Genomic DNA, 25,996 nt, shown 5'->3' with positions numbered 1-25,996 from the left:
ATCAGTGGAATAATGAAGCAAGAAGTAACATTAAAAATCCACAAAGAGCCGAAATAATTGTAGCCTTCAGTGGCGTTGCAGTACGAAGTCCCGGGATATGGCTGAGGGGTAAATTCTTCGGTGGTGCGGTTGCTGCAAGTAGTTTTTCCAGATCACGCCTCAAGGCAGATAGTTTTTTGTATCTCTTAGAGTAATCAGCAGTACATTTAAAAATAATCCTGCGGATTTTTTTGCTGCATTTTCGGCGGAGATCTTCGGGAGAAATCTGTTTGGGAGATTTTCCCGCGATCATAAATGCGAGAACACATCCAAGGGAATAAATGTCTACTCTGTCGGTTGGATTTTTGAAATCCAGAATCTCCGGTGCTGCGTAAGGGTTGGTTCCGGCAATTACTGTGACCATATGATTTTCATTTTTAAAACGGCTTGTGATGTCGAAATCTATCAGTTTACAGCAGATTTTCTGGTGAAGTCCGCTGATATGTCTGTATGGATCGGTAAGCGCAGAGAGGCGGTCGGTGAGCAGAATATTCTGAGGTGCAACATCGCCATGCACAAAAGAAAGAGAAGCAATACTTTCCAGTCCAATGCAGAGCTGAATGAGGAAAATAAGAGCTTCTGTTTCAGATAAACAGCCATATTCATTTATGTAATCTTCCAGGGACAGACTTCTCTTTTCGGCAAGCCTCCTTGAGGAATATTTCAGGCATACAGGTTTGCGGATAAATTCATTAATGGAGATAAATTGATTGTCGGCGGATACGACTCCGAAAACTGCTTCTGTATATGGATTCCATACGGTACTTAATTTTTCGTATATTGCTGCCTGCTCCGGAGAAATTTCCTTAAGAATTATGGATGTTCTGTCAGCTGCAAGTGACGCGTATTCAGGTTGAAGTTCGGCAGTGTAGATGCTGTAAAAATTTCCATCTTTCTTCTGCTTTGGTGCAGAAAGTTCATCCAGAAAATCAAGATCAATATATTCCTGCAATGTTTTTTGCATAGTTTGTGAGAGTGCCATGATAAGAAAAGTTATCCTCCAAAGTGTTTGATCAAATCGCCAGGCAGATGTTTTTCGTCCGTCTGACTTTTAAGTATAGTATATGGCATGCTCCGGAATTTTGCAAAGAAAATGGCATGTTAATTAAGGAGAGTTAAGTCTTTGGCGAGTAGAATCTCATTGATGTCGTAAAGACTTTTTCTCTGGCGTATTCCACACATGATCTCGAAGTCCCGCTCGTTTTTCGGATAAAAATCTGCCTGGATCAGGCGTTTAAGAATATTTCTGGATTCCTGAAGGTTTAATTTCAGCATAATACAGACAATGATAAGTTTGTCGCGGCTGAGATTCTTATTTCCCTTTAAGAAATCATGAAGATGGGAAGGGTAGATGTTGCACATGCCTGCAAATTTATTGATGCTGGCAGGAATCGCAGCAATACGGTTGTAGAGTTCCAACAGGATTTCCTCCTGTTCAACAAAATGAATGTTTTCCCGGTTTACAGTTCCTCTTTTTTCTATTTCCTGAAAAAGGATGTCAGTGCTTAATTTTTCATTTCCTGATTTTTCTGTCATGATTGTTATTCACCTCGGATTTATAGTATATAGGCGGGATATGTTACCCGTCTATTTGTGTTATGTGATATGTTTCGCAAAGATATCGTCTGCGAATAATAATCAGTATAGTACCAAGTTGGCAGGAGCGCAAAGCAAATGTAGAAATATGGGGAAAACATACACTGGCAGTGAATAAAACGTAGAACAGGCAGAGGTATAATCATACGAAAGAGAAATGTTGGGAGGAGAAAAATGTCGATAGTTTTAGGAATTTTGATATTGGTAATGGGCGTGATTGTTCATAAGATTTATGCCAGCTGTGTTACTGTGATTCATTTTGGTTTTCAGAGTGTTTTTACGGAGTGGTTCTGGTGTATTATGGCGGGAGCTATTATTGTAGCACTCGCTGGAAAAGCATTGGGCTTGCTGTAAATACAAAAGAGCTGAAAGAACGATTCAGAAAGTCTGTTGACAGTAAGAATAGAACTGTTATGAGAGACGTAAGGGAAGGCAGGAAAAAGCTATGAAATGTAAAAAGTGCGGAACCGAATTTGACGGAAAGTTTTGTCCGAATTGCGGAGAACCATTAGAGAAGCCGAAGAAGAAAAAGAAGAAAGTCTTATCGAAAGTTATTATTGCGTTGGTAATTATGGCAGGAATTGGAATTGTTGCAGGAGAGAGTGACGACAGTGGATCCGGAAGTGTAACAAGTACGAATGTGACACAGAATACCTCAGATGCAGCGAGTGCGGAAAGTGATACGGAATCATCAAAGGTGAGATTGTATCAGCTGCTTGGACAGGAATCTGAAGGTGACAGGGGTTACAATATGAGTCAGAAATCAATTGATTTTATCAATGAGCATGAAGATTTGTTCCCTGCTTCAGGAGTAGATGCATTGACTCCGTATATAAACAGTGAGATCGGTTACAAAAACATTTCAAAAAGCCCGGATAAGTATGGAGATCAGGTTATGGTAATTGATTATGCCGGAGTATTGCAGATAAGTGAGCAAGATGCAGGAGATGAGACACTTACAATATTACAGGCATATGATGAGGAGGGCGAGAATTATATGGTATATTATTTTGGAGAATTACCGAATGTGCTGGATGATGATACTGTAAAGATTTACGGAATACCTCTGGGAACTACAAGTTTTGATAACATCAGTGGTGGAACTACACTTGCTGTTGTACTTGGCGGATGTTATGTAGAAAAAATACAGGAATAAGAAGACGTTGGTCAGGAATAGGAATATTTCTTAAAACGATAAGTTGATTAAATATAGTAATTGGATTAGATAATTATATGATATTGAAAAAAGGCTACAGCTTTACGAAGTTATATTCGTTAAAACTGTAGCCTTTTTGATAAGTGTATAGCCTTTTTAGCTTGTGTGTCTGTCTAAATCCTAAAGTACTTAGAATATTGTAAGAAAACCTTACAATGCAGAATATCCGTAACTGCTGACAATAGCGTCAATTTTCTGCTTCTTCTGGCACATTGGGCAGTTGTTGGAAGGATAGGAATGATAATCTGGTACATCCTTGGTATTGAAAATGGAGTGTACAGGGAGAGAAGCGACACTGTCAACTCTGCTGAAAATGGCAGCAACGCCTCTTATGATACCGCCATAATACAGGATGCTTTCAATTGATTTTGATAAAGTGGAACCGGTAGTAATAGAACCATTCAGAATCAGGATATTTTTACCTTTGATCATCGGCTGATAATTATCGCGGAAAATAATCTGTCCGGAATTTCCTAATTCAGGTGTGATTACATAAATTGTCTGGTGAGCATTCAGGGAGAAGATGCCGGCTTTCGTCAGTTCTTCTGAAAGATACGCGCCAATTACTTCCAATCCATCCATACAGATGATGGTGTCAATCGGGGTAGAAACTTCATAATTGGAAGCCAGTTCATGTGCGATATTTTGTGCTTCTGCAGTTCTTGACTTCATGGTTGTAAGGTCAAGATAGTGCGTGATATGGGACTGGGATGTTACGAAATGTCCTGGAATTACTTTGAGCTGAATACGACTGTCACTGCGGGCATAAATTTTTGTCATGTTTTCCTGATTCATAAAAATACCTCCCATTCATTTTTATTCTTTTCATATTATACCATTGTACAGCAAAAAAATAAATAAAATTGTGCAAAATTAATAAAAAATAAGTAGCTGTTACAATGGTTTTGTGGAATTGAGATGAAGGGAATGGTATAATAAGATTCTCCGGGCAGAATTGCCCTGCAGTGGAGGGGAAATTATATTGATGGGATGATTTTCAAATATGCTCTAAAGGAGTTTATTGTAAATAGAGAATCTTGTGAAAGAGATTCTATTCTGGCAATATATGAAAAATTATCCAGAGTAAATACGAAGTGGAGGAAAATGTTAATATGAAATACGATTTTACATCAATCATAGACAGACACAATATGGATGCGATTGCAGTAGATGGATTAGGAACAAGCGCAATGAGTCCCGCGAAGCCAAAAGATGGATTTGATATTATTCCAATGTGGGTGGCGGATATGAATTTCCCGACGGTACCGACGATTCCGGAGGCAATCATTGAGCGTGCAAAACATCCGGCATACGGATATTTTTCACCGAGAGAGGAATATTTCCAGTCTATTAGTGACTGGCAGACGAAGCGAAATGGTGTGACTTGATTCTGGAGGGCTATAAACACGTTCCGACTCAGTCTGTAAGTGAGGATGCACGAAACAGAACAATTGCGGTGTATGCGCCAAGTAAGACTTTTAATCTGGCAGGACTGGTAGGAAGCTATCATATTATTTATAACAAATATCTGCGAGACAGAGTTGTGGCAAAGAGCAGTAAACCGCATCATAACGAGATGAATGTTCTGTCTATGCACCCATGCGCAATCAGAATGAATCTGGCACTGCCGCTTAGCAGAGTAAAAGAGGCGTTTGCGAGACTGGATAAATATGTGTTTAATGCAGATCAATAACCGGGCAAGATTAAGAAAGTTTATTTATCTGGCATGAGTTGGATAAGAGGATAATAAAGAGAATGTATACAGTAGAACGAATTGAGGAACTGGACTTCGGATGTGAAGGCAGACCGGAAGGCATGAAAGATATGGTCCGCGTAATTTTGAAAGGCGATAATGGAGAAGAAGAGTCCATGAAAGTGGAGGATGACTGGCTGTATGTTCATGGGATTGACGAGGGCAGCAGAGTGTATCTGGATGAGGACAGGAAGCTGATAAAATCAGAGGAGTAAATCAAATCATAAAGCTAAATTATAAAGCTAAATTATAAAGCCATGTTCATAAGCAGAAAAACCGTCAGAACATGGCTTTACAGAAAGAGGGATACAAAATGATAAAAGCAGTAATCTTTGACATTGATAATACATTGTATGATTACGATAAAAACCATATTTACGGCATGAAAGCGCTGGCGGATTATTGTGAGAGTGCGTTTGGAGTATCCGGGGAAGAGATGAAAAGATGCTATAAAGAAGCGCAAATAATTATGCCGGACAGAATCCGGACGGATACGGCGGCTATTCACAGTCGTCTGCTTCGAATGCAGATTATGTTGGAATTATGGGAAAAGCCGTTGTTTCCACATGCTTTAAATATGTACCATGCATACTGGGATACACTGATCCGGCAGGCCCAGCCATCACCAGGGGTTCAGAAATTTATGCAGGAACTGAAAAAGCGGGGAATATGTATTGGAATTGGTACGGATATGACTGCTTATGTTCAGTATAAAAAATTAAGTGCTTTGGGGCTGGATTCTTATATTGACTTTATTGTAACCAGTGAGGAAGCCGGTGCTGAGAAGCCGAATCCACATTTATTTGATATCTGTGTGGAAAAAGCCGGATTTTCTGCGGATGAATGTGCATTTATCGGTGACAGTCTGAAAAAAGATGTGGAAGGTTCCGCAAAAAGTGGTCTGAAGGGAATCTGGTATACACAGGGAAAAGAGCCGAAAATCGAAGCAAAATTCCCGGCGATAAAATCATTTGAAAATGTAAATATTAAGGAGCTTCTGAAATAATCATAAGAAAATCTTAAGAATTTGTCCCTTTCATATTAAGATACTTTGATTATTCTAATAACAGAAAAACAAAAAAATGTTTAAAAAACCGGAAATTTAACCGAATCAAGTAAGTCCCCTGCTTCAATTGCGAAGAGCAATAAGCAGTGGGTGGGGACTGTTAAAAGTTATGGAAATTGAGCCGGGGATTTGAAAAAAAGAGGGAGGTGTATGAAGTGGCGAATATTCTGGTCTGCGATGACGATAAGGATATCGTGGAGGCGATCAGCATTTACCTGGAACAGGAAGGATATACGATTTTCAAGGCGTATGATGGCCTGGAGGCAATTAATGTGTTGCGAAGTCAGAAAGTAGATCTGCTGATTATAGATATCATGATGCCGAAACTTGATGGAATCAGGGCTACTTTGAAGATAAGAGAGGAGAATCCGCTTCCGATCATTATTCTTTCTGCGAAGTCAGAAGATGCGGATAAGATTCTGGGATTAAATGTAGGTGCTGATGATTATGTGACCAAACCGTTTAATCCGCTGGAACTGGTGGCACGAGTGAAATCACAGCTTCGAAGATATACAAGACTGGGAGCAGCAGTGCCACAGGAGAGCGCTCATGTTTATGAAACCGGAGGGTTAAGTGTCAATGATGATCTGAAAGAGGTCCGGGTAGATGGAGAATTGGTAAAACTGACGCCGATTGAGTACAACATTTTGCTTTTACTGATGAAGAATCAGGGCAGAGTTTTCTCTATTAACCAGATTTATGAAAATATCTGGAACGAGGAAGCCGTGGCGGCAGATAATACGGTAGCGGTGCATATCCGGCATATCAGAGAGAAAATCGAGATCAATCCGAAAGAGCCAAGATACCTGAAAGTTGTGTGGGGACTTGGATATAAAGTAGAGAAGATATCGTAAAAAATGACATTAGTCAGTTAACAGTTATTTTTGGCGAATAAATTATCATTACCGTTGTATGACAGCAAGATAAATGAGTGGATAAGAATAAAAAGGAAAGGGACAAAACAATGAAAGGAAAGAGATATAGAAGCAATTTTGCCAAGACGGTCTGGATCGTGATTGCACATCTGGCTGCGGTTTCAGCAGCAGTCTGCATGGTAGCTTTTGTCGCACTCTATGAGAAAGGAATCCGTCTGGATGACAGAAATAAAAATTATATTGAATCAGAGGAATTTAACAATGAACTGCGTCAAAAAGGAACGGATATTATCGGTGGTTTATCTGCACAGGAGGATATAAATTTTCTTAAAAACGCAGGTTCATCAGCAGTGATTGATCTTTTTGAATTTAAGGAAAAAGGTAACTCATGGGATGCCATTAAAGAGCTCTCGATGAAGAATGTTTCTGGTCTTGCATATTCTGTAAATGATATTCTGGAATGGGCAAAAGACTGGGACGGAAGCGAGGCATATTATGATAATGGAAATATTATTCAGTGCCGGACAACTGATGGAACCAGTCATTGCTTTTATCTTGATGATTTCAAAAAGAGGATAGCAGATGGAACCCTGAAAATAGATTATAATAAAGATTACTTTGATTCAGATGCTGATGAATTCTGGGACAAGACAGATGCTCAGAAGGTGGATGCGGCATATGATCTGATTTACTGGAATTCAGATGCGAGCCAGAATATTGGAAGTGTCACGGATGTTACGACCGGGGTGGAATACTCAGAGACTTATTTCCTTTCAGTGAATGGACTTGCAGAGAAATTTGCACCGCAGGGAGCGGATAATCTTCTGGATGCAGTAAATTCCAGTGAGGAATGGAGTGGAAGTCCTCGGGGAGCTTACGATGAACTGGCTAATCTTCTGGATTGTATCAGTTCCGTACAAAATGATGCCAAAACTTATGAATATACAACTGCACAGGACAATTCTTTTCAGCCCACAGGGGAATGTGAGGAAGGGAGTAGTAACCTCACATATCTTTTCGCGGATAAAAAAGCAAAGACAGTCTATACAAATAAAGAGGCATACGGTGACTACACACAGCTGGAGCAGAACCTTGAGAAGATACTTAAGGAGCATACATTTGCGGTTGTTTACCCGGATTTAAGTGAATGTGTTACAGATATTCCAAATATCAGCCTGCAGGTATGGAATCATACGATTAAACAGAGCCTTGACACAGAAGATTTTGTTTTTGCAGTCAATGTAGACATTGAATTTCCGATAGCAGATTCTATTGCGTCTGATGCAGAGACTTTTGAAAAATATGCAAATTTGATGCTGCCGGTATTGCTTGGAACTATTCTTAGTTGTGTGATCTGGCTGATTAGTATGATCTGGCTGACAGTAGCAGCAGGAAGAAAACCGGAAGACGAAGAAATCCATCTGAATAGTTTTGACAGATGGTATACAGAGATTGCGGCGGGAATTGTGATTGGTGTATGGCTTGTTGGCGTTATGGGAATGGTAACAGTGATTTCAAACTCACTGATCGGGACTTTCAACAATATGCAGATTCTGATAATTTTACTGGTAATATGCGGAATTTATACAATGGCATGGTTCCTGACAGGATATCTCAGCCTGGTAAGAAGAATCAAGGCAGGTACGTTCTGGAAAAACAGTTTGCTTAGAAGAATTTTGAAATGGATTGGAAAATGCAATAGAAAGATCATAGATTTTATTGGCAGCTTTTCTCGAAATACATCAGAAAAAATAAAAGTTCTGTTTGGTATTGGCGGATTTGTGTTTTTACAGTTTTTGCTTATGCTTTTTATGATAAATGCGTCAGGAATATTTGCGTTGGTGCTGATCGTGGCAGATGTAGCGGCAATCGTTTATGCAGTTCGTAAAGTGGATGGTCTGGATCTTGTTATGGACGGACTGAAGAAAATCAGTGACGGAGAATTGCAGTATAAGATTAAAACAGAGCAGCTTACCGGAAAATACAAAGCAATGGCTGAATATATCAATAATATCGGTGATGGTCTGGATGCTGCGGTGGAAAACAGCCTGAAGAAAGAACGAATGCAGACAGTACTAATCACAAATGTTTCCCATGATCTGAAAACACCGTTGACCTCCATTATTAATTATGTAGATTTGTTGAAACGTGAGAATCTGACAGACCCGAAAGTACAGGAATATTTACGTATTCTGGACGAGAAATCCCAGAGACTGAAGGTGTTGACAGAGGACGTAGTGGAAGCGTCCAAGGCAAGTACCGGGAATATCAAATTTGAGATGAATGACATTGATTTCGTGGAGATGGTGCAGCAGGTTATCGGAGAATTCGAAGAAAAATTTCAGGAAAAGAACCTTACCATGATGGTGCATTTTACAGATGAGCCGTCCATGATCTATGCAGATGGACAGAAAATGTGGAGAGTCCTGGAAAATGTATTTGGTAACGTTGTGAAGTATGCAATGGAAGGAACCAGAGTATATGCAGAAATCAGAAACAGCAATAAGAAAGTGGTCTTTTCTTTAAAAAATATCTCTGCACAGCCATTAAATTTCTCAGCAGATGAGCTGACGGAGAGATTTATCCGTGGAGATGTTGCCAGAAACACAGAAGGAAGCGGACTTGGTCTCTCCATCGCTAAGAGCCTGACGGAATTGCAGGGTGGAGAATTTAAGCTGTATCTGGATGGAGATCTGTTTAAGGTAATGATTACGTTTGCTGCGAATATGTCGAAAAAATAGTATGGTAAGTATGGAAATGGTCTGATAAAATAGAGATATAGTTTTTGTATAAGGCCATAAGAGAGAAGGTGAGCGTAAAGTGAAAACTCTGAACATTCCGGTAGGGATATCTGATTTTGAAAAAATTCGAAAGAACCAATATTATTACATTGATAAAACGGGACTGATAAATAGTCTGTTACAAAATGAACCAGCAGAAGTTACGCTGATTACCAGACCACGAAGATTTGGAAAAACTCTTGCGATGAGCATGGTAGCCAGTTTTCTGGATATTCGTAAGAAGAATCAGAATCTGTTTGAGGGATTGGAAATTTCTCAAAATTCTAAGCTGTGTGAGTCATGGATGAATCAATGGCCGGTTATATTTTTCTCTTTTAAAAATGTTGATGGGTTGAGCTTTAACAGTGCTTATGGTCAATTGATATTTGATATTGGAAGTCTGTTTGAGGAACATTCTTATTTACTAAATGGTAAGAATATCAGTGAAAATGAAAGAGATATTTTTGAGCGGTTAAAAACAAGAACTGCCGGAGAAATCGAAGTATCCCGGTCTTTGCAGTTCCTTTCTCAGATTATGAGCAGATACTATGGAAAATCTACGATTTTGCTGCTGGATGAATATGATGTTCCATTGGCGAAGGCAAGCAGCCATGATTATTATAAACAGATGCTTGAATTAATGAAAACGATGATGATCACGTCATTAAAAGACAATCCGGCATTACGCTTTGCAGTGATAACCGGATGTCTGAAGATTTCCAAAGAGAGTATCTTTACGGGAACAAACAATTTTGTTTCTGATACAATTACCGCCGCAAGGTTTAATGAATATTTTGGCTTTACGCAGAAGGATGTTGACCAGCTTTTAATAGATGCGGATGTTTCGGAAAAAACGGAGCAGGTCAAAGTATGGTATGATGGATATCATTTTGGAAAAACGGATGTATATTGTCCCTGGGATGTGATGAACTATTTGCGGGATCTCCAGGAGAATCCAGATGCAAAGCCGACAGGATACTGGAAAAATACCAGTGATAATTCTATTATTCGCTCCTTCATAGATTTTGCAGGAAGCAATATTACAGAAAAGCTTGAAACCCTTTTGACTGGGGGATATCTGACGGAACATATAGATGAAAATCTTACTTATGATTATTTACATTCTTCAGAGGAAAATTTATGGAGTGTGCTGTATCTGACCGGTTATCTGACCAGAGTGAGAGAGGTGGATCTGAAAGAAAAGCCTTCAGATGGAGTAACTGCATTGATGATTCCAAATGAAGAAATCAAGGAAATATTCCAGACAACAATCAGAAAATGGTTTGATGACAATGCAAAAGAGTGGGACAGGAAACCATTGTTTGACGCTGTGTGGAATGGAAAAAGTGAAGAAATCACCAGAGAAATGACGAGATTGCTTCGCATGACGATTAGTTATCATGATTATAAAGAAGATTTTTATCATGCGTTTCTGGCGGGGATTTTTACAGGAGCAGGTTATGTGGTGCAGTCCAATAAAGAACATGGAGAAGGACGCAGTGATGTTGTGGTATTGGACTCAAGAAATGGCAGGGTAGCTGTTTTTGAGGCGAAATACTCTAAGACTTTGGAACATATGGAATCAGATTGCGAGAAAGCTGTCCGACAGATAAATGACAGAATGTATGCAGAAGAGTTTGCGGATAATTATGATGAAGTGTTCTGCTACGGAATTTCCTTCTATAAAAAAAGATGTATTGTGTTAAAAAAATAATGTGAAACGGCAGGGAACTATTACGTGATGCGTAAAAGATTTCCTGCTTTTTTACTTTTATTTCAATTATATTGCATCAAAAATGTATTATTACATGTCGAATAATAAGCCTTGAGAATACTTACAGTATGGATTATAATGATTAACATACTTAACAATAATTCATTAAATATTCTTGGCAGTTCTGCCTGGAGTTTTCCCTGTTAGAAAAAATTATAAGAAGCGGATGGAAATAAAACAACATTGACATTATGGTATATATACCATAAAATGAAAGAAGGATTAAATGAAAAAATTTGAGGTGATTTTTTATGAAACATTGGATGGAGAATGTCCTATAGAAGAGTTTTTGAATTCTCTTGATAAAAAGATGCGTGCAAAAATAATTGGAATGCTTGAAATTCTGGAAGAAAGAGGAAACATGTTGAGAGAACCCTATAGTAAATTTTTTGGAGATGGTATTTTTGAACTTCGATGTAAATTTGGAAGCGATATTACAAGAGTTTTATACTTTTTCGTTTATGAAAGAAAAATAGTATTAACAAATGGTTTTGTGAAAAAGACTATAAAAACACCAGTAAAGCAAATTCAGACAGCAAAAGTAAGACGTATAGATTTTATAGAAAGGATGGAGCGGAATGAAAACATTTGAAGAGTATAAGAAAAAGCAGATGCAGGATCCGGAATTTGTAAAAGAGTATGAAGCAATTCAGCCGGAAATGGATGTGATCAAAGCTATTGTTAATGCGAGAACATCACAAAATCTTACGCAAAGTGAACTGGCAAAACGAACTGGTATTAATCAGGCTGACATCAGTAAATTGGAAAATGGAACCAGAAATCCATCTATAAATCTGCTGAAGCGTTTAGCAGAGGGAATGGGAATGAATCTTAAAATTGAATTTGTTCCAAAACAAAAAATATAGAATTTCGTGAGGCTACTGAACAGTTGTGAATTATAAAAGACAAAATACAAGAAAAGAGGACATAAACGATGAACTACAGTTTTAACAGCAGAGTCAGATACAGTGAGACAGGCGAAGATGGCAGACTGACATTGCCAGGTGTTTTGAATTATTTTCAGGATTGTTGTACGTTTCATGCGGAGTCAATAGGGCTTGGAGGGGAGGTTCTGAAGGCGAGAAACAGGGCATGGGTACTTTCTTCCTGGCAGGTAGTGGTGGATGAGTATGCAAAAATGGGAACTGAGATTAAGATTACGACAGTGCCGTATGAATTCAAAGGATTTATGGGTATGCGTAATTTCATTATAGAGGATGCTGAAGGAAAAAAACTTGCATGGGCAAATTCCAACTGGACGCATCTTGATATCAGTACAGGATTACCTGCCAGACTGACACCAGCAGATACAGATAATTATGTACTTGGTGAAAAGATGGAAATGGATTATGCACCAAGAAAGATCAAACTTCCGGAGAATATGATTGCGCAGGAAGCTTTCACGGTACAAAAACATCATCTGGATACAAATCATCATGTAAACAATTGCCAGTATGTATGCATGGCAGAAGATTTCCTTCCGGAAAGTTTCAAAATATACCAGATGCGCGCGGAATATAAAATGCAGGCAAAGCTTGGAGATGTAATTTGCCCGAAGGTAAAAACGGAAACAGATAAAGTGGTTGTATCTCTGGATAATATAGAAGGAAAAGCTTATGCGATACTAGAATTCCTGAAAAATAAATGAGATATATGAGTAAAAACACCTGTGATTTTTCAATAATTTACTGGTAATGACAGGATTAATTAACGACAGTTATCTGTAAAAGACCTTTATAAAGATATAAGCGAAAAGTATGCAAAAACACAAAATTTTGTCAGAAATTACAACACATAATTGAAAACAAGGAAAAAAGTTTCATACAGAACTGACAAATATATTCCAGAATCCATATGTGGTTTCGTGAGAGTTTTTTTGAATAAATTGTTTACAAACCACACAAAACAATATATACTAAAACGGTAAACAACAAGAAACAACGAATTGTTAAAAATAAACAACATAAAACCACAAAAATGGAGGATATATACTATGAAAATTCTGGAATCTAAATTTGTACAGGGCTTTATCAAAATGGCCAATGATGGTTATCAGCAGGGATGGCATGAGAGAAATGGTGGAAACTTAAGCTACCGTCTGAAACCAGAGGAAGTTGAGATGATCAAACCTCGTCTGAATGCACCTGGAGAATGGACACCGATCGGAGTAGAGGTTCCGGGATTGGCCGGAGAGTTTTTCCTTGTGACAGGAAGCGGTAAATATTTCAGAAATATTATCGTGGATCCTGAGGTATGTCTGGCAATCATTGAACTGGATGAGACAGGAGCAAACTACAGAATCCGCTGGGGACTCGTCGAAGGCGGCAGACCTACCAGCGAACTTCCGACTCATCTGATGAACCATGAAGTAAAGAAGAAACTGACAAATGGAAAACATCGTGTTATTTATCATGCACACACAACAAATACGATTGCACTGACATTTGTTCTTCCACTGGATGACAAGATTTTTACCAGAGAATTATGGGAATCTGCTACAGAATGCCCGGTTGTTTTCCCAGATGGAGTTGGCGTTGTCGGCTGGATGGTACCAGGCGGAAGAGAAATTGCTGTAAAGACAGCAGAATTAATGAAGAAATATGATGTTGTTATCTGGGCACATCATGGTATGTTCTGCTCCGGTGAAGACTTTGACCTTACATTCGGTCTGCTCCACACAGTAGAGAAATCCGCAGAGATTCTGGTAAAGATTCTGTCCATGACACCACATAAACTCCAGACAATCACACCGGATAACTTCCGTGCACTCGCAAAAGACTTCAAAGTAAGCCTGCCGGAAGAATTCCTGTATGAGAAGCAGTAAACCGCATTAGAAAAAGTCTGCAATTGATCGGTACCTTCACAGTAACAAAAAGTTCTAAAATAATTAACATACAAGTTGGTACATGTACCGTACAAGTGTTATAATACAGATATTAATAAGGGATTTTCCGGATGGGATATGCAAAACCGGAACATCTGAAAGATACTGCAATTAATATCTGAAAAGCAAAAGGAGAGGTACGAATTATGCTGGAAAAATTAAAAGAGGAAGTTTACAAAGCAAACATGGATCTTCCGAAATACGGACTTGTTACATTTACATGGGGTAATGTCAGCGGAATTGACAGAGAATCGGGACTTTTTGTTATCAAACCAAGTGGAGTAGATTATGATTTACTGACACCGGACGATATGGTTGTTGTTGATCTGAACGGAAACAAAGTAGAGGGAAAATATAATCCATCTTCTGATACAGCAACTCATGTAGAACTGTATAAAGCATTCCCGAATATCGGAGGCGTTGTTCATACACATTCTTCATGGGCAACAAGCTGGGCACAGGCAGGAAGAGGAATTCCTTGCTATGGAACAACTCATGCAGATTATATGTATGGAGAAATCCCATGTGCACGTTGTCTGGAAGGTAAAGAATTTGATGAATACGAAAAGAACACAGGACTTCTGATCGTTGATATGTTCAAAGATAAAGATTACGAAGCAGTACCAGCAGTACTCTGCAAGAACCATGGACCATTTGCATGGGGCAAAGATGCTCACGAAGCAGTACATAACGCAGTTGTACTTGAAGAAGTTGCCAAGATGGCGGCACGCTGCGAGATGATCAATCCACAGGTAAAACCTGCACCACAGGATCTGCAGGATAAGCACTATTTCAGAAAACATGGTGCAAATGCATATTATGGACAGGGAAATAATAAATAAGAATTAAATGAATAAAAAATCTCCCGGGAAAGAGTGAGCGCTTCTCTTAAATATCCGGGAGATTTTTTTGTGCGGCAGAAGGAATTAGGAGGATTGCTCTGCCACTATTGCGGAAAGTCTGGGGAACCTTCGCAATTTTATCAAAAGGAGGAGACCATATCAGGATAGCACAGGGAATGCTTCCTGATCGTCTTCATATAAGGAAAAAAGGCGTGTTAATAATAAAGAATTACAATATGCGTCAAATGCAAATCCGAGCAAAACCATAAAAATCTTTGCCTGTGGAACAGCGATACAAGCAATGATAAATACTGCCTGTATTGCCAGAAGTCCCAGAGTGGTCTTCGGATGGGTAACTGCGATTGCTACTGAATTCTTTAATGTCTGCTTCAGGCTGTTCTGGAATCTTGCTAAAAGAGGAAACGTATATAGGAAGGAAAAAGCCAGTACAACCAAAAGCAGAGTCATAAGAAACATGCAGATATTTCCGGAAACTGTATTCTGTTCGCCCCAGAAAACTGCATTAAATACAAATATAAAAGCCAGCACAAGCTGAATGAGGAAAGCTGCCGCAGATTGTGGAAAATTTTTCTTAAATGCTTTCAGATATGTGGAAAAAATATATCCCTGTTCCTTGCGTGCTTCTTTTAATGTTACGGTATATAGAGCCGATAAAGCCGGACCAATGGTAACAATAGGAAGACATGTAATAAGAAACAGGACATTCAGTCCGATAAATGCAGCCAGTGTGTTCATAAATTCAAAGAACGGGCTGTCCGGGTTAAATTTCATGTGGGCTTTCCTTTCTGCCAGAGTGCTGTGGCTATTGCTATAGTTAATGTTTCTATTTGTTTGTGCTTCTATCTTATTAAAGAGCAACTTTCAAGTCTACCGCAAAAATAATAGTTTCATTACCATAAAAATTAGTGATTTCTTTTTCAAATCTCCATAAATTCTAAAATTTCCATAAAGAGTGTAAAATTTTTAAGGTATTTCCCTCTAAAAATTAATGCTACTATAAGTCCAGAATTTCAAAGGACGAGACAACAAAGGCTTCCTGGCCATCGGCATGGACAGGAACTATATGACAGAATAAGCACTTTGAAAATTAAAAAGAAGGTTAAAAGGAGGAGGAAGACCAAATGTCTAAACAGACATCCGGGGCGAAAGCCGTTAAGGTGAACCGTCCTAAGACAAACAAAAAACTTACTTTATTCATCGTACCATTTATCGTATTGTGTTTTTTGTTTTCCTATTTCCCGCTGCATGGCTGGATTTATGCATTTTATGATTACAAACCACCGCTTCCATTAAGCAAGTGTCAGTTTGTAGGCTTCCAGTGGTTTAAAATGCTTTTTGGAAACGAAACACAGTTAGCGCATATCGTGCAGGTTATGAAGAACACATTTGCAATGAGCTTACTGGGAATTGCGACATCAATGCTTCCATTATTTTTCGCAATCCTGTTAAACGAGATTAAATGCAAATGGTTTAAGACTGTAGTACAGACACTGACAACACTTCCAAACTTTATCAGCTGGGTTATGGTATATTCCGTAGCATTCTGCCTGTTCTCCAACACAGGTATGGTAAACACCTTACTTCAGAATCTGGGACTTATTACAGAACCGCTGAAATTCCTGGACAGTGACTCTCACACATGGCTTGCAATGTTGTTGTGGAACACATGGAAAGGACTTGGATGGGGGGCGATCATGTATCTGGCTTCCATTACAGGTATTGATCAGGAGCTCTATGAAGCAGCGAAAGTTGACGGAGCCAATCGCTTCCAGCTTATGAAACACATTACATTTCCGTCACTGCTTCCTACATATTTTGTAATGCTGATGCTCTCCGTGGCAAACTTCCTGAACAATGGTATGGATCAGTACTTCGTATTCCAGAACTCATTTAACAAGACTCATATTCAGGTGCTTGATCTTTATGTTTATAACATCGGTATGACCGGAGGAAGTTTATCCATGGCGACTGCGATTTCCATGCTTAAGAGTATCGTCAGCGTAACACTTTTATTTGTAGTAAACTTTGTTTCAAAGAAAACACGTGGAGAATCTATTGTATAAGGAAGGAGAATGAGAAAAATGAAAAAAGCAGCAGTAAAAGAACACAAACGTCCTCTTTCGACTTCCGATAAGATTTTTAATGTATTCAATTATTTACTGTTTGGTATACTGACACTCATCTGTCTGTATCCATTTTATTACCTGATCATCAACACGATCAGTGCCAATGATCTGAGTGCCAACGGCATGATCAATTTCCTGCCGAAAGGAATTCATTTTGAAAACTATAAACAGGTACTTGGACTGAGCGGACTTCCTACAGCAGCGATGGTTTCTGTAGCAAGAACCGTGATCGGAACTGCTCTGACTGTACTGTCTTCCGCATTCCTGGGATTTATGTTCACACAGGAAAAGATGTGGGGAAGAAAATTCTGGTATCGTTTTATGGTAATTACCATGTACTTTAATGCCGGAATGATCCCAATGTTTATCACAATGAAAAACCTGCACCTGACAAATACATTCTGGGTATATATTCTCCCGGCGATCGTGCAGCCATTTAACATCGTTCTGGTTAAAACTTATGTAGAATCTATCCCGAGAGCTCTTCAGGAAGCTGCCGAGATTGACGGTGCCGGAATCTTCAAGATTTTCTATAAGATCATTCTTCCGGCCTGCACTCCGATCATGGCAACTGTAGCAATCTTCGCGGCAGTTGCACAGTGGAACTCTTTCCAGGATACACTGATCTACATTACGGATCAGAAATTGTATTCTTTACAGTATCTGTTGTATACTTACATTAACCAGGCAAGTTCTCTTGCGGCAATGGTTAAGAATAGTGCAGGCGGTGCGCTGAACATGGCGGCAGTTGCCACTCAGCAGACTCCGACTTCCATCCGAATGACAGTTTCTGTTATCGTCGTATTACCGATTCTGTTCATCTATCCGATGTTCCAGAGATTCTTTGTTAAAGGTATTATGATCGGATCTGTTAAGGGTTGATGTAAAGCCTGAAACAAAAAATATCAGTGAAAAAACTGTTCTGTTGCTTCCAAAGCAGCAGAGCAGGATAAAAAGAAAGTCAAATAAAATAAACAGATAAAAGAATCAAACAAATAAGTAAAGATTTATGTGATCAAATGACCACAACACTTCACAGGGAGGATTTTTAAGAAATGAAGAAAAAAGTGATCAGCGTTTTAATCAGTGCTGTACTTGTAGCCGGAACTTTCGCAGGCTGCGGTTCTTCTGATTCCACATCAGATTCATCTGCTTCCACAGACAGCAGTGAGAGCACAGACACAGCGGACAGCAGCGATGCTTCATCCGATGACAGCTCAACAAACTCCAAATACAAAGACTTCATTACAGTTGATGTATTTGACGGACTTGCAAACTATCAGGGTATCCAGTCTGGATGGTTCGCAAAGATTGTAAAAGACAAGTTTAACATGGAATTAAACATCATTGCCCCGAATGTAGCTGGCGGCGGAGATACTTTATTCCAGACGAGATCTGCTTCCGGAGACCTTGGAGACCTGATCATCACAGGTGCACAGAACGGACGTCTCCAGAACCTGGTTACAGCAGGGCTGGTCATGGACATGACTGATCTTTTAAAGGATGCAGAGAATGTACATCGTTATGACAGTGCGATCGAGAATACACAGGCACTGGTTGATGAGGATGGAATCTATGCAATCCCGTCTGAGGTTTCCAGCAACGCGCCGACAGTATCTTCCGAGGGTCTGGATCCAAACTATGGTGTTTATGTAAGATGGGATGCTTACAAAGCAGCAGGTTATCCTGAAATCGATACACTGGAAGATCTTCTTCCGGCACTTCAGAAAATGCAGGAAGCAGTACCGAAGAGCGACAGCGGCAAGCAGACATATGCAATTTCCCTTTTCAAAGACTGGGACGGAAACATGATGTCCAATGCAAAACCAGAGGCTTCTTATTATGGATATGATGAAATGGGATTCGTACTTGCAAAAGCAGACGGTTCTGATTATCAGAGCCTGATTGATTCTGATTCCGCTTATGTAAGATCACTGAAATTCCTTTTCGAAGCAAACCAGATGGGACTTGTTGATCCGGAATCTACAACTCAGAACTATGATACTCTGTTTTCCAAATATCAGGATGGACAGATTCTCTTCTCTCCATATCCATGGCTTGGACAGGGTGCTTACAACACAGATGCAAACAAAGAAGCAGGAAAAGGTTTCATGTTCGTACCTGTTAATGATGAGAAAATCTTCTCCTATGGATGCCAGGTTAACGGTAATGCACAGAATGCATGCATTATGATCGGAAGCAAGGCAGAAGATCCTCAGAGACTTGCAGATTTCATCGACTGGCTGTATTCACCGGAAGGTGTTATGGATTCCTGTGCACAGACAGCAAACACATGTGGACCGGAAGGACTGACATGGGAAATGAAAGACGACCAGCCAGTACTGACAGATTTCGGTAAACAGGCTCTCTACGGAGAAAGCGTAAATGTTGTTGATGAATGGGGAGGCGGTTCCTGGAAAGATGGTGTATCTGCATTAAACTACAAAGCAGTAAACCAGCTTGACTCTGACCCGGATACAGGTATCTGCTATGATTATACGACATGGGATTCTGTAATCGCGGAACAGACTTCTGAAACGCAGAAAGACTGGACAGATCACTTCAAAGCAGATACAACAATGGATTATCTGACACAGAATGATCAGATCCTGGTTGCACCTGGAAGTGGATACGTAGTTCCGGAAGAAGATTCCCAGATCACAACACTTCGTGGCCAGTGTAAAGCATCTATCGTAGATTATTCCTGGAAGATGGTATTTGCGTCTGATGAAAATGAATTCAACTCACTTCTGGAAGAGATGCAGAAGACACTGAAAGGTCTGGATTACGATACAGTTCTTGAATATGATATGCAGTGTGCAAAAGACCAGCAGGCAGCACGTGAGCAGGTTGTAAAGGATTATGAAGCTCAGAATGGTTCCACAGATTCTGCCGCAGCAGATGCAACAGAAACACCGGAAGCAACAGAAGCTGCAACAACAGAGTCAGCAACAGAAACACCGGCAGCATAAAGATAAAACAGAATAAGTGGTTAATTAGTATTAAAGTAAATAGGGTGCCCACATGTGGCACCCTATTTTAATGAATGGATTTTAAAGAGAAAATATAATCGGACATTTGCAGATATATGTAAAGATAAGAAGAGGAGAATGCAAAAATGATCAATGATGAAAAAATAAAAAAAGTCCTTTACGGAGGTGATTATAACCCGGAACAGTGGCCGGAGGAAATCTGGGAAGAAGATATGCGCCTGTTTAAGCTTGCGGGAATTGACGTAGTAACTCTGAATGTATTTTCCTGGGCGGCATTGCAGCCGGATGAGAATACTTATAATTTTGAAAAACTTGACAAGATCATGGATCTGGTAGAGAAAAATGGTCTGAAAGTATGCATGGCAACTTCCACAGCAGCGCATCCTGCATGGATGGCAAAGCGCCACCCGGATGTACTCCGTACAGAATTTAACGGTATGAAACGTAAATTTGGAAGCCGCCATAATTCCTGCCAGAACAGTCCGACTTATCAGAAATACTCAGTACTTCTGGCAAAAAAACTGGCAGAGAGATATGGAAAAAGAGATTGCATTGTTGCATGGCATGTGAGCAACGAATATGGTGGTGAGTGTTATTGTGAGAACTGCGAAAATGCTTTTCGTGTATGGTTGAAGGAGAAATATCAGACTATCGAAAATCTGAATCAGGCATGGGATACTGCATTCTGGGGACATACTTTTTATGACTGGGATGAGGTGGTTTTACCGAATCTTCTCAGTGAACATTTCGCAGAAAACAGAACCACATTTCAGGGTATTTCTCTGGACTACCGCAGATTTAATTCTGAGGGAATGCTGAAATGTTTCCAGGCAGAATATGATGCGATAAAATCTGTCATTCCGGATGCAAAGATCACAACAAATCTTATGGGATTCTACAAACCTCTGGATTATCAGAAATGGGCAAAATCTATGGACTTCATTTCCTGGGACAATTATCCTGCAAATGAAGATCCTTATTCAAGGATTGCCATGAATCATGATCTGATGCGCGGGATCAAAGGCGGGCAGCCATTTGCACTGATGGAACAAACTCCGAGTGTGACAAACTGGCTGGCATATAATGCGCTGAAACGTCCGGGAGTTATGAGACTCTGGAGCTATCAGGCAATGGCTCATGGAGCAGATACTGTAATGTTTTTCCAGATGAGAAGAAGCATCGGAGCCTGTGAGAAATATCACGGCGCAGTCATTGATCACGTGGGAAATGAGAATACCAGAGTATTCCGTGAGATTGCTGCTATGGGTCAGGAATTAAAAGAACTGGGGGATAAAACTCTTGGTGCCAGATATCATGCAAAGGCAGCTGTATTTGTTGACTGGGATAACTGGTGGGGAATTGAATATTCTGCAGGTCCAAGCTGTGATCTGAGATATCTGGATGAAGTTTTCAATTATTACCGTGCGCTGGAAGAACAGAATTATGCAGTGGATATCATCGGAACAGAGGATGATCTGGAGCTGTATGATGTGGTAATCGCACCGATTCTGTATATGACAAAAGGTGATTATGATGAAAAAATCAGAAGTTTTGTGAAGAATGGAGGAACTTTTGTGACTACATTTTTCAGCGGTTATGTGGATGAACATGATCTTGTTATTACAGGCGGATATCCGGGAAGACTTCGCGATATTCTGGGAATCTGGGTGGAAGAATCCGATGCACTGCCGACAGATAAATGCAATCATTTTATATACAATGGCAATGTATATCAGGCAAAATTGTTATGTGATATTATGTATCTGGAAGGTGCAGTGGAACTGTCTGAATATCAGGAAGATTTCTATGCACAGACTCCGGTGATCACTGTAAATTCATATGGAAAAGGTAAGGCATATTATGTGGGAACACGTTCTACAGAAGACTTTTACAGAACATTTGTAAAGGGAATCCTGGAGGAAAAAGATATTCATCCTGTACTGGAAACACCGGAGGGCGTGGAAGCAACCGAGCGATTTAAAGGAGAATATAGCTATCTCTTTGTACTGAATCATAAAGATGAAGAAACAGAATTTGTTCTCAAAGAAGACAGAACAGATCTGCTTACAGGAATTAGATATACAGCAGGACAGACAGTTAGTATGAATGCAAAAGATGTTCTGATTCTTGAAAGAAAATAACAGATGAACTCTAATACTATATGGTTCGTTTAGTTTGCAGCAAATGGGACAGTAACATTTTATTTTGTACCTTAACAATTATATATATTTATCTTATAATAAACTCATAAGAAAATGCAAGAGATTGGGTTGATATGCTGGAATAGGAGAAAGTGAGGATTTCAGATAATCGGAGGAAATGCATATGAAAGAACAGCAGGAAAAAATCAGAGTAATAGATCCTCATATAATACTGATATTATTTATATCAGTGTTTGGACTCGGCATAGAAGTGCTGATGATTTTTCTGGAAAGAAAAGAAATAAGAGTAGAGATATATGGATTTATATTTAGTGAGGCAATATTACTGTTATTGATACTCTTGTATTTTATGAGAACAGTTGTACTGAGCAGAGAAGGCTGTACGGTATCCTGGCTGTTTTGGAAGAGAAAATATAAATGGGAAGAACTTGCTGTTATTCGGGAGGATGTCTGGTATACATATGGTAAAGGAGGGAGCATACGTTATCAGGGGATTGTATTTTCCAAATATGCGGTAAACAGGAAGAAAAAGAAATATACTACCCGGATGATTGTCCATGCACTTCCATTTTCAGATTGCTTTTATATTACTTTTGATGAACATGGCAATGTTTCTTCTTATAAATTAGAAAAAGGGAAAAAACAAGTTATTAGAAAAATGTACGTAAATGTTCGTGAAAAAATGAAAGAATGGGGAGCGGAGGCAGAAAAAGGGGAAGGAATAAAAGAAGAAGAAAAACAAAGACAATATGATGAAATGGTAGAATTGAGGAGACAAAAAAGAAAAAAAATCCAAAGTAACGGGGCAGACTGTACAAATAATTTAGAAGAATATCAGCAGGAAGTAATAAAGATCAGAGACTTTTTGCAGATGATCATGGTAGCATTTATTACGGTACTGCTTATTTGGATAGGGCTGACCGCTGAAGAGGGAGAAAGAATTCCAATATTGATTCTTGAGGCTTTGCTTGATGCACCATTATTGTTTTTGTCTTCAAAAGTCGTAACATTAAATAAAGAAGGTTGTAAAATATCTTACTTGTTTTTAAAAAAAATGTATAAATGGGAAGAACTTGAAATCATACGTGAAGATTATTTCAAAAGTTTCAGGGATCGAAGAAGCAGAGGAATTGTTTTTTCTAAAAGAAAAAAGAACAAAGCAGGGTATGTATATACAACACGGGAAATTGTGAATTCGAGTCATATTTTTGAGTGTTTTTATATTGTTCTTGATGCTGATGGAAATATATGTTTATATAAGCGTCTGCCAGTAAAGAATGGAAAATCAAGACTGAGAAAAGTGCCTGTAAATATTCCCGGGAAATTAGAGGAATGGGGAGTAGAAATGGAAAAGGATGATGAAAATAAATGAAGTATACAGGAGGATCTTATGATTTATAAAAAGATTGAAATTAAAGTAGACGGATACAAAGAGACAGCAGATTTATATACTTATTTCCTGGATAATTCTATTGAAATGCATATCAACAGAAAGCGCCCGGTAGTTGTAATCTGTCCGGGAGGTGGTTATTCCATGACTTCTGACAGAGAAGCAGAACCGATTGCCATGCAGTATCTGGCAAAGGGATATCATGCAGTGATCCTGCGCTACAGCGTAGAGCCTGTCAGATATCCGTTGGCACTCTTACAGCTTGCGAAGTCGGTTGCTTTCTTAAGAGAAAATGCGGCAGAATTTCACATTGATACGAATAAAATTGTACTGCAGGGATTTTCGGCGGGCGGTCATCTGGCAGCAAGTCTTGGTGTCTTTTGGAAGAAAGGGTTTATTGCAGAGGCACTTGGAGTAAGTTCTGAGATGGTGAAACCAAATGGCATGATCTTGAGTTATCCGGTTATCACTTCCGGAGAGTTTGCACATACAGGATCTTTTGAATGTCTGCTTGGAGAGGATTGTAATGATCCGGATAAGAGAAAAGAACAGTCTCTGGAATTTCAGGTATCCAGAGATACACCGCCTACATTCCTGTGGCATACAGTAACAGATGACTGTGTTCCTGTAGAGAATTCGCTGCTGTTTTTCAATGCACTGCGTAAATTTGAAATCCCGGTAGAGATGCATCTTTATCCGGTTGGTGGACATGGGCTGAGCCTTGCAAATGAGGAGACAAGCCATGAAGACGGCGGATGTGTACAGAAAGAATGCCAGTCCTGGATAGAACTGGCATGTAAGTGGATGCAGAATATATAACCAGATCAAGCAAAGAATTTGCTTGATCAATCAGGAGAAGCATAAGCTTCTTCTGATCAACTGCGAAGCAGTTAATGGTTATATGAGCAAGTAGCGAAGCGGATTGCGAATTTCCTATTTTATAATTTTTGTTTCCTGTATTCTGCGGGGCTTTCTCCGACATACTTTTTGAATTTCTTGTGGAAGTAATCCACGTTTTTATAGCCGATGCGTTCGGCTATCTCATAGACCTTTAAGGTCTTATCTTCAAGGAGAATTTTTGACTGTTCAATTCTTACCCGGTCGAGGTAAGAATTGAAGCTTTCTCCTACTTTTTTCGTAAAAATCTTTCCCAGATAAGCACTGTTATAACCGAATAAAGGTGCCAAAGTTTCCAGTTTCAGGTTGTCCATATAGTTGTGATTAATATAGTGAAGAATATCATTCATAATATTTTCACCGGACGGACCACCGATGGCATTCATGCACATTTCAAACTGCTGGTTCAGGATCTGCAGGATTTCATAGAGATAGAATCTGCTGTCTATGGAATCAATGATCGCAGAATTCGTGGAAAACGGAATCTGGATATTGGTGTAAACCTGTGCAATCTTCTGTTTGATCTGCAGGTAAATATCAATCAGAAAACGCTTAATCGTGGAGATGCCATCTGCACAGTAATAGAGATTTTCTTTTAGTTCATTCAGTACATCTTCAATACATCTGCGGTTCTGAGTCTGTATATAATTGGTCAGAACAGTAGAACAGCGTTGAGCCTCTTCGTCTGTTGCATGGTAGGTACGTGCATCCTCAGAAGGCAGTGCCTCGAAGCCAAGAACATGTTGGTTATGTTCACAGAAGAACCGTCGGTCCAGAAGTGCAGATGCATCCAGATAAGAATGGAAAATCTCTTCCGGTCTGTATACCTGACGACCATAAGTCAGAAACAAGGAGTCCAGCGGAGAACCTTTCTGCGGATTGATCCGGTAATGAGTCAACAGACGATTAAAACGCTCCAGTGCAAAAGAACCTTTCAGCAGGATGACCTCACGGTGATCAATACTGATATGGTCAAAGGAATTATGATCCTGATTGGAAACGCGCAGAAGTTCTGCGAAATCCCAGGTAACCTGGAACGGATCTTTGGTGAAACGTTCATATATAATGACCTGATAAATATCCGTAGACAGATGCAGATCCGACAAATTCAGGCTTGAGATATCACGAAAATCACCTGTAAGAAGATTGCGGATAATGGTATCGCGGGCATTCTCACGGTACTGATTCAGAGTCTGGGCGGATTTGCGTTCATCCTCGATCTGTTTCTTGACTGTAACTACAGCATTCTCCAGTTCATCCTCATCAATTGGTTTGGTGAGATAGAAGTCCACACCATATTTAATAGCGGTCTGTGCATAAGAGAAATCAGAGTATCCGCTGAGAATGATAAAATGTCCTTTAAAGCCCTTTTCACGTGCAATCTGAATGATCTCGGTACCTGTAAGTTTCGGCATACGGATATCCAGAAGCACCAGGTCAGGCTGGAGATTCAAGACTTTTTCAAGGGCTTCTTTGCCATTCTGGGCTTGGCTGCAGATAGAGAATCCCAAGTCTTCCCAGTCGATGATATATTTCAACCCTCAAGTACAATTGCCTCATCATCGGCGATAAGAACTTTCAT

23 protein-coding genes and 1 pseudogene are annotated in these 25,996 nt (G+C 39.5%); 19 read left to right on the top strand and 5 right to left on the bottom strand.

The window, feature by feature from the left end; all coding sequences use genetic code 11:
- Nucleotide 1: 1 nt before the first annotated feature.
- Together ACTNC0_RS08070 and ACTNC0_RS08065 are read right to left on the bottom strand one after the other, a co-directional pair.
- Nucleotides 2–1,021: a protein kinase domain-containing protein gene (locus ACTNC0_RS08070; RefSeq protein ID WP_441086978.1), complete on the bottom strand. Its 1,020-nt coding sequence runs from the start codon at nt 1,019–1,021 to the stop codon at nt 2–4.
- 119 nt (nt 1,022–1,140) lie between these two features.
- On the bottom strand, nt 1,141–1,575 hold the full coding sequence (locus ACTNC0_RS08065) for a hypothetical protein (RefSeq protein WP_441086977.1): 435 nt from the start codon (nt 1,573–1,575) through the stop codon (nt 1,141–1,143).
- Nucleotides 1,576–1,809: 234 nt separating this feature from the next.
- On the opposite strand from ACTNC0_RS08065, the gene ACTNC0_RS08060 reads away from it, so the two are divergent.
- Complete coding sequence (locus ACTNC0_RS08060; RefSeq protein WP_441086975.1) at nt 1,810–1,989, top strand: hypothetical protein; 180 nt, start codon at nt 1,810–1,812, stop codon at nt 1,987–1,989.
- A gap of 91 nt (nt 1,990–2,080) precedes the next feature.
- On the top strand, nt 2,081–2,791 hold the full coding sequence (locus ACTNC0_RS08055; protein WP_441086973.1) for a hypothetical protein: 711 nt from the start codon (nt 2,081–2,083) through the stop codon (nt 2,789–2,791).
- 210 nt (nt 2,792–3,001) lie between these two features.
- Here ACTNC0_RS08055 and ACTNC0_RS08050 read toward each other — a convergent pair whose 3' ends face one another.
- On the bottom strand, nt 3,002–3,646 hold the full coding sequence (locus ACTNC0_RS08050; protein WP_441086972.1) for an orotate phosphoribosyltransferase: 645 nt from the start codon (nt 3,644–3,646) through the stop codon (nt 3,002–3,004).
- 317 nt (nt 3,647–3,963) lie between these two features.
- Between ACTNC0_RS08050 and ACTNC0_RS08045 the strand changes: the two are divergent.
- From ACTNC0_RS08045 to ACTNC0_RS07995, 11 genes and pseudogenes are all read left to right on the top strand, one after another.
- Nucleotides 3,964–4,544: pseudogene (locus ACTNC0_RS08045) on the top strand (hypothetical protein).
- 62 nt (nt 4,545–4,606) lie between these two features.
- The gene (locus ACTNC0_RS08040; protein ID WP_441086971.1) at nt 4,607–4,819 is read left to right on the top strand and encodes a hypothetical protein; all 213 of its coding nucleotides are present in this window, start codon (nt 4,607–4,609) and stop codon (nt 4,817–4,819) included.
- A gap of 98 nt (nt 4,820–4,917) precedes the next feature.
- Nucleotides 4,918–5,610, top strand: coding sequence for an HAD family hydrolase (locus ACTNC0_RS08035; protein ID WP_441086970.1), 693 nt, complete (start codon nt 4,918–4,920; stop codon nt 5,608–5,610).
- Nucleotides 5,611–5,825: 215 nt separating this feature from the next.
- Nucleotides 5,826–6,524: a response regulator transcription factor gene (locus ACTNC0_RS08030; protein ID WP_441086969.1), complete on the top strand. Its 699-nt coding sequence runs from the start codon at nt 5,826–5,828 to the stop codon at nt 6,522–6,524.
- Nucleotides 6,525–6,601: 77 nt separating this feature from the next.
- Complete coding sequence (locus ACTNC0_RS08025; RefSeq protein WP_441086968.1) at nt 6,602–9,286, top strand: sensor histidine kinase; 2,685 nt, start codon at nt 6,602–6,604, stop codon at nt 9,284–9,286.
- Nucleotides 9,287–9,365: 79 nt separating this feature from the next.
- On the top strand, nt 9,366–11,039 hold the full coding sequence (locus ACTNC0_RS08020) for an AAA family ATPase (RefSeq protein ID WP_441086967.1): 1,674 nt from the start codon (nt 9,366–9,368) through the stop codon (nt 11,037–11,039).
- 286 nt (nt 11,040–11,325) lie between these two features.
- Nucleotides 11,326–11,691: a type II toxin-antitoxin system RelE/ParE family toxin gene (locus ACTNC0_RS08015; protein WP_441086966.1), complete on the top strand. Its 366-nt coding sequence runs from the start codon at nt 11,326–11,328 to the stop codon at nt 11,689–11,691.
- Nucleotides 11,678–11,965 (top strand): helix-turn-helix domain-containing protein, encoded by a 288-nt coding sequence (locus ACTNC0_RS08010; RefSeq protein WP_441086965.1) that lies wholly within the window; start codon nt 11,678–11,680, stop codon nt 11,963–11,965. Before ACTNC0_RS08015 ends, ACTNC0_RS08010 begins: the two co-directional genes overlap by 14 nt.
- Nucleotides 11,966–12,033: 68 nt before the next feature.
- Nucleotides 12,034–12,747 (top strand): acyl-[acyl-carrier-protein] thioesterase, encoded by a 714-nt coding sequence (locus ACTNC0_RS08005; protein WP_441086964.1) that lies wholly within the window; start codon nt 12,034–12,036, stop codon nt 12,745–12,747.
- Between the two features lie 345 nt (nt 12,748–13,092).
- Nucleotides 13,093–13,923 carry a rhamnulose-1-phosphate aldolase gene (gene rhaD / locus ACTNC0_RS08000; protein WP_441086963.1) on the top strand — a complete coding sequence of 277 codons (831 nt, stop codon included), beginning with the start codon at nt 13,093–13,095 and terminating at the stop codon, nt 13,921–13,923.
- A gap of 206 nt (nt 13,924–14,129) precedes the next feature.
- Nucleotides 14,130–14,825, top strand: coding sequence for an L-ribulose-5-phosphate 4-epimerase (locus ACTNC0_RS07995; RefSeq protein WP_441086962.1), 696 nt, complete (start codon nt 14,130–14,132; stop codon nt 14,823–14,825).
- A gap of 159 nt (nt 14,826–14,984) precedes the next feature.
- Here the strand turns inward: ACTNC0_RS07995 and ACTNC0_RS07990 are convergent, their stop codons facing one another.
- Complete coding sequence (locus ACTNC0_RS07990) at nt 14,985–15,617, bottom strand: YesL family protein (protein WP_441086961.1); 633 nt, start codon at nt 15,615–15,617, stop codon at nt 14,985–14,987.
- A gap of 350 nt (nt 15,618–15,967) precedes the next feature.
- Here ACTNC0_RS07990 and ACTNC0_RS07985 point away from each other — a divergent pair, with 350 nt between their 5' ends.
- The 6 genes from ACTNC0_RS07985 to ACTNC0_RS07960 all read left to right on the top strand — a co-directional run bounded on the left by ACTNC0_RS07985 (nt 15,968) and on the right by ACTNC0_RS07960 (nt 24,336).
- Complete coding sequence (locus ACTNC0_RS07985) at nt 15,968–16,909, top strand: ABC transporter permease (protein ID WP_441086960.1); 942 nt, start codon at nt 15,968–15,970, stop codon at nt 16,907–16,909.
- 9 nt (nt 16,910–16,918) lie between these two features.
- Nucleotides 16,919–17,854: a carbohydrate ABC transporter permease gene (locus tag ACTNC0_RS07980; RefSeq protein WP_441086959.1), complete on the top strand. Its 936-nt coding sequence runs from the start codon at nt 16,919–16,921 to the stop codon at nt 17,852–17,854.
- A 173-nt stretch (nt 17,855–18,027) separates the two neighbouring features.
- A complete protein-coding gene (locus tag ACTNC0_RS07975) occupies nt 18,028–19,944 on the top strand; it encodes an ABC transporter substrate-binding protein (protein ID WP_441086958.1) in 1,917 nt (638 codons plus the stop codon).
- 146 nt (nt 19,945–20,090) lie between these two features.
- Nucleotides 20,091–22,106: a beta-galactosidase gene (locus ACTNC0_RS07970; RefSeq protein WP_441086957.1), complete on the top strand. Its 2,016-nt coding sequence runs from the start codon at nt 20,091–20,093 to the stop codon at nt 22,104–22,106.
- Nucleotides 22,107–22,290: 184 nt separating this feature from the next.
- A complete protein-coding gene (locus ACTNC0_RS07965) occupies nt 22,291–23,499 on the top strand; it encodes a hypothetical protein (RefSeq protein WP_441086956.1) in 1,209 nt (402 codons plus the stop codon).
- Nucleotides 23,500–23,517: 18 nt separating this feature from the next.
- Nucleotides 23,518–24,336 (top strand): alpha/beta hydrolase, encoded by an 819-nt coding sequence (locus ACTNC0_RS07960; RefSeq protein WP_441086955.1) that lies wholly within the window; start codon nt 23,518–23,520, stop codon nt 24,334–24,336.
- 119 nt (nt 24,337–24,455) lie between these two features.
- Here ACTNC0_RS07960 and ACTNC0_RS07955 read toward each other — a convergent pair whose 3' ends face one another.
- On the bottom strand, nt 24,456–25,952 hold the full coding sequence (locus ACTNC0_RS07955) for a response regulator transcription factor (protein ID WP_441086954.1): 1,497 nt from the start codon (nt 25,950–25,952) through the stop codon (nt 24,456–24,458).
- Nucleotides 25,953–25,996 lie beyond the last annotated feature (44 nt).

The sequence above is a fragment of the Blautia sp. HCP3S3_B11 genome, assembly GCF_052064435.1.
Lineage (GTDB): Bacteria > Bacillota > Clostridia > Lachnospirales > Lachnospiraceae > Blautia_A.
Note: the sequence above shows the minus strand (reverse complement) of the source record. Positions and strands in the feature narration are given on the sequence as shown.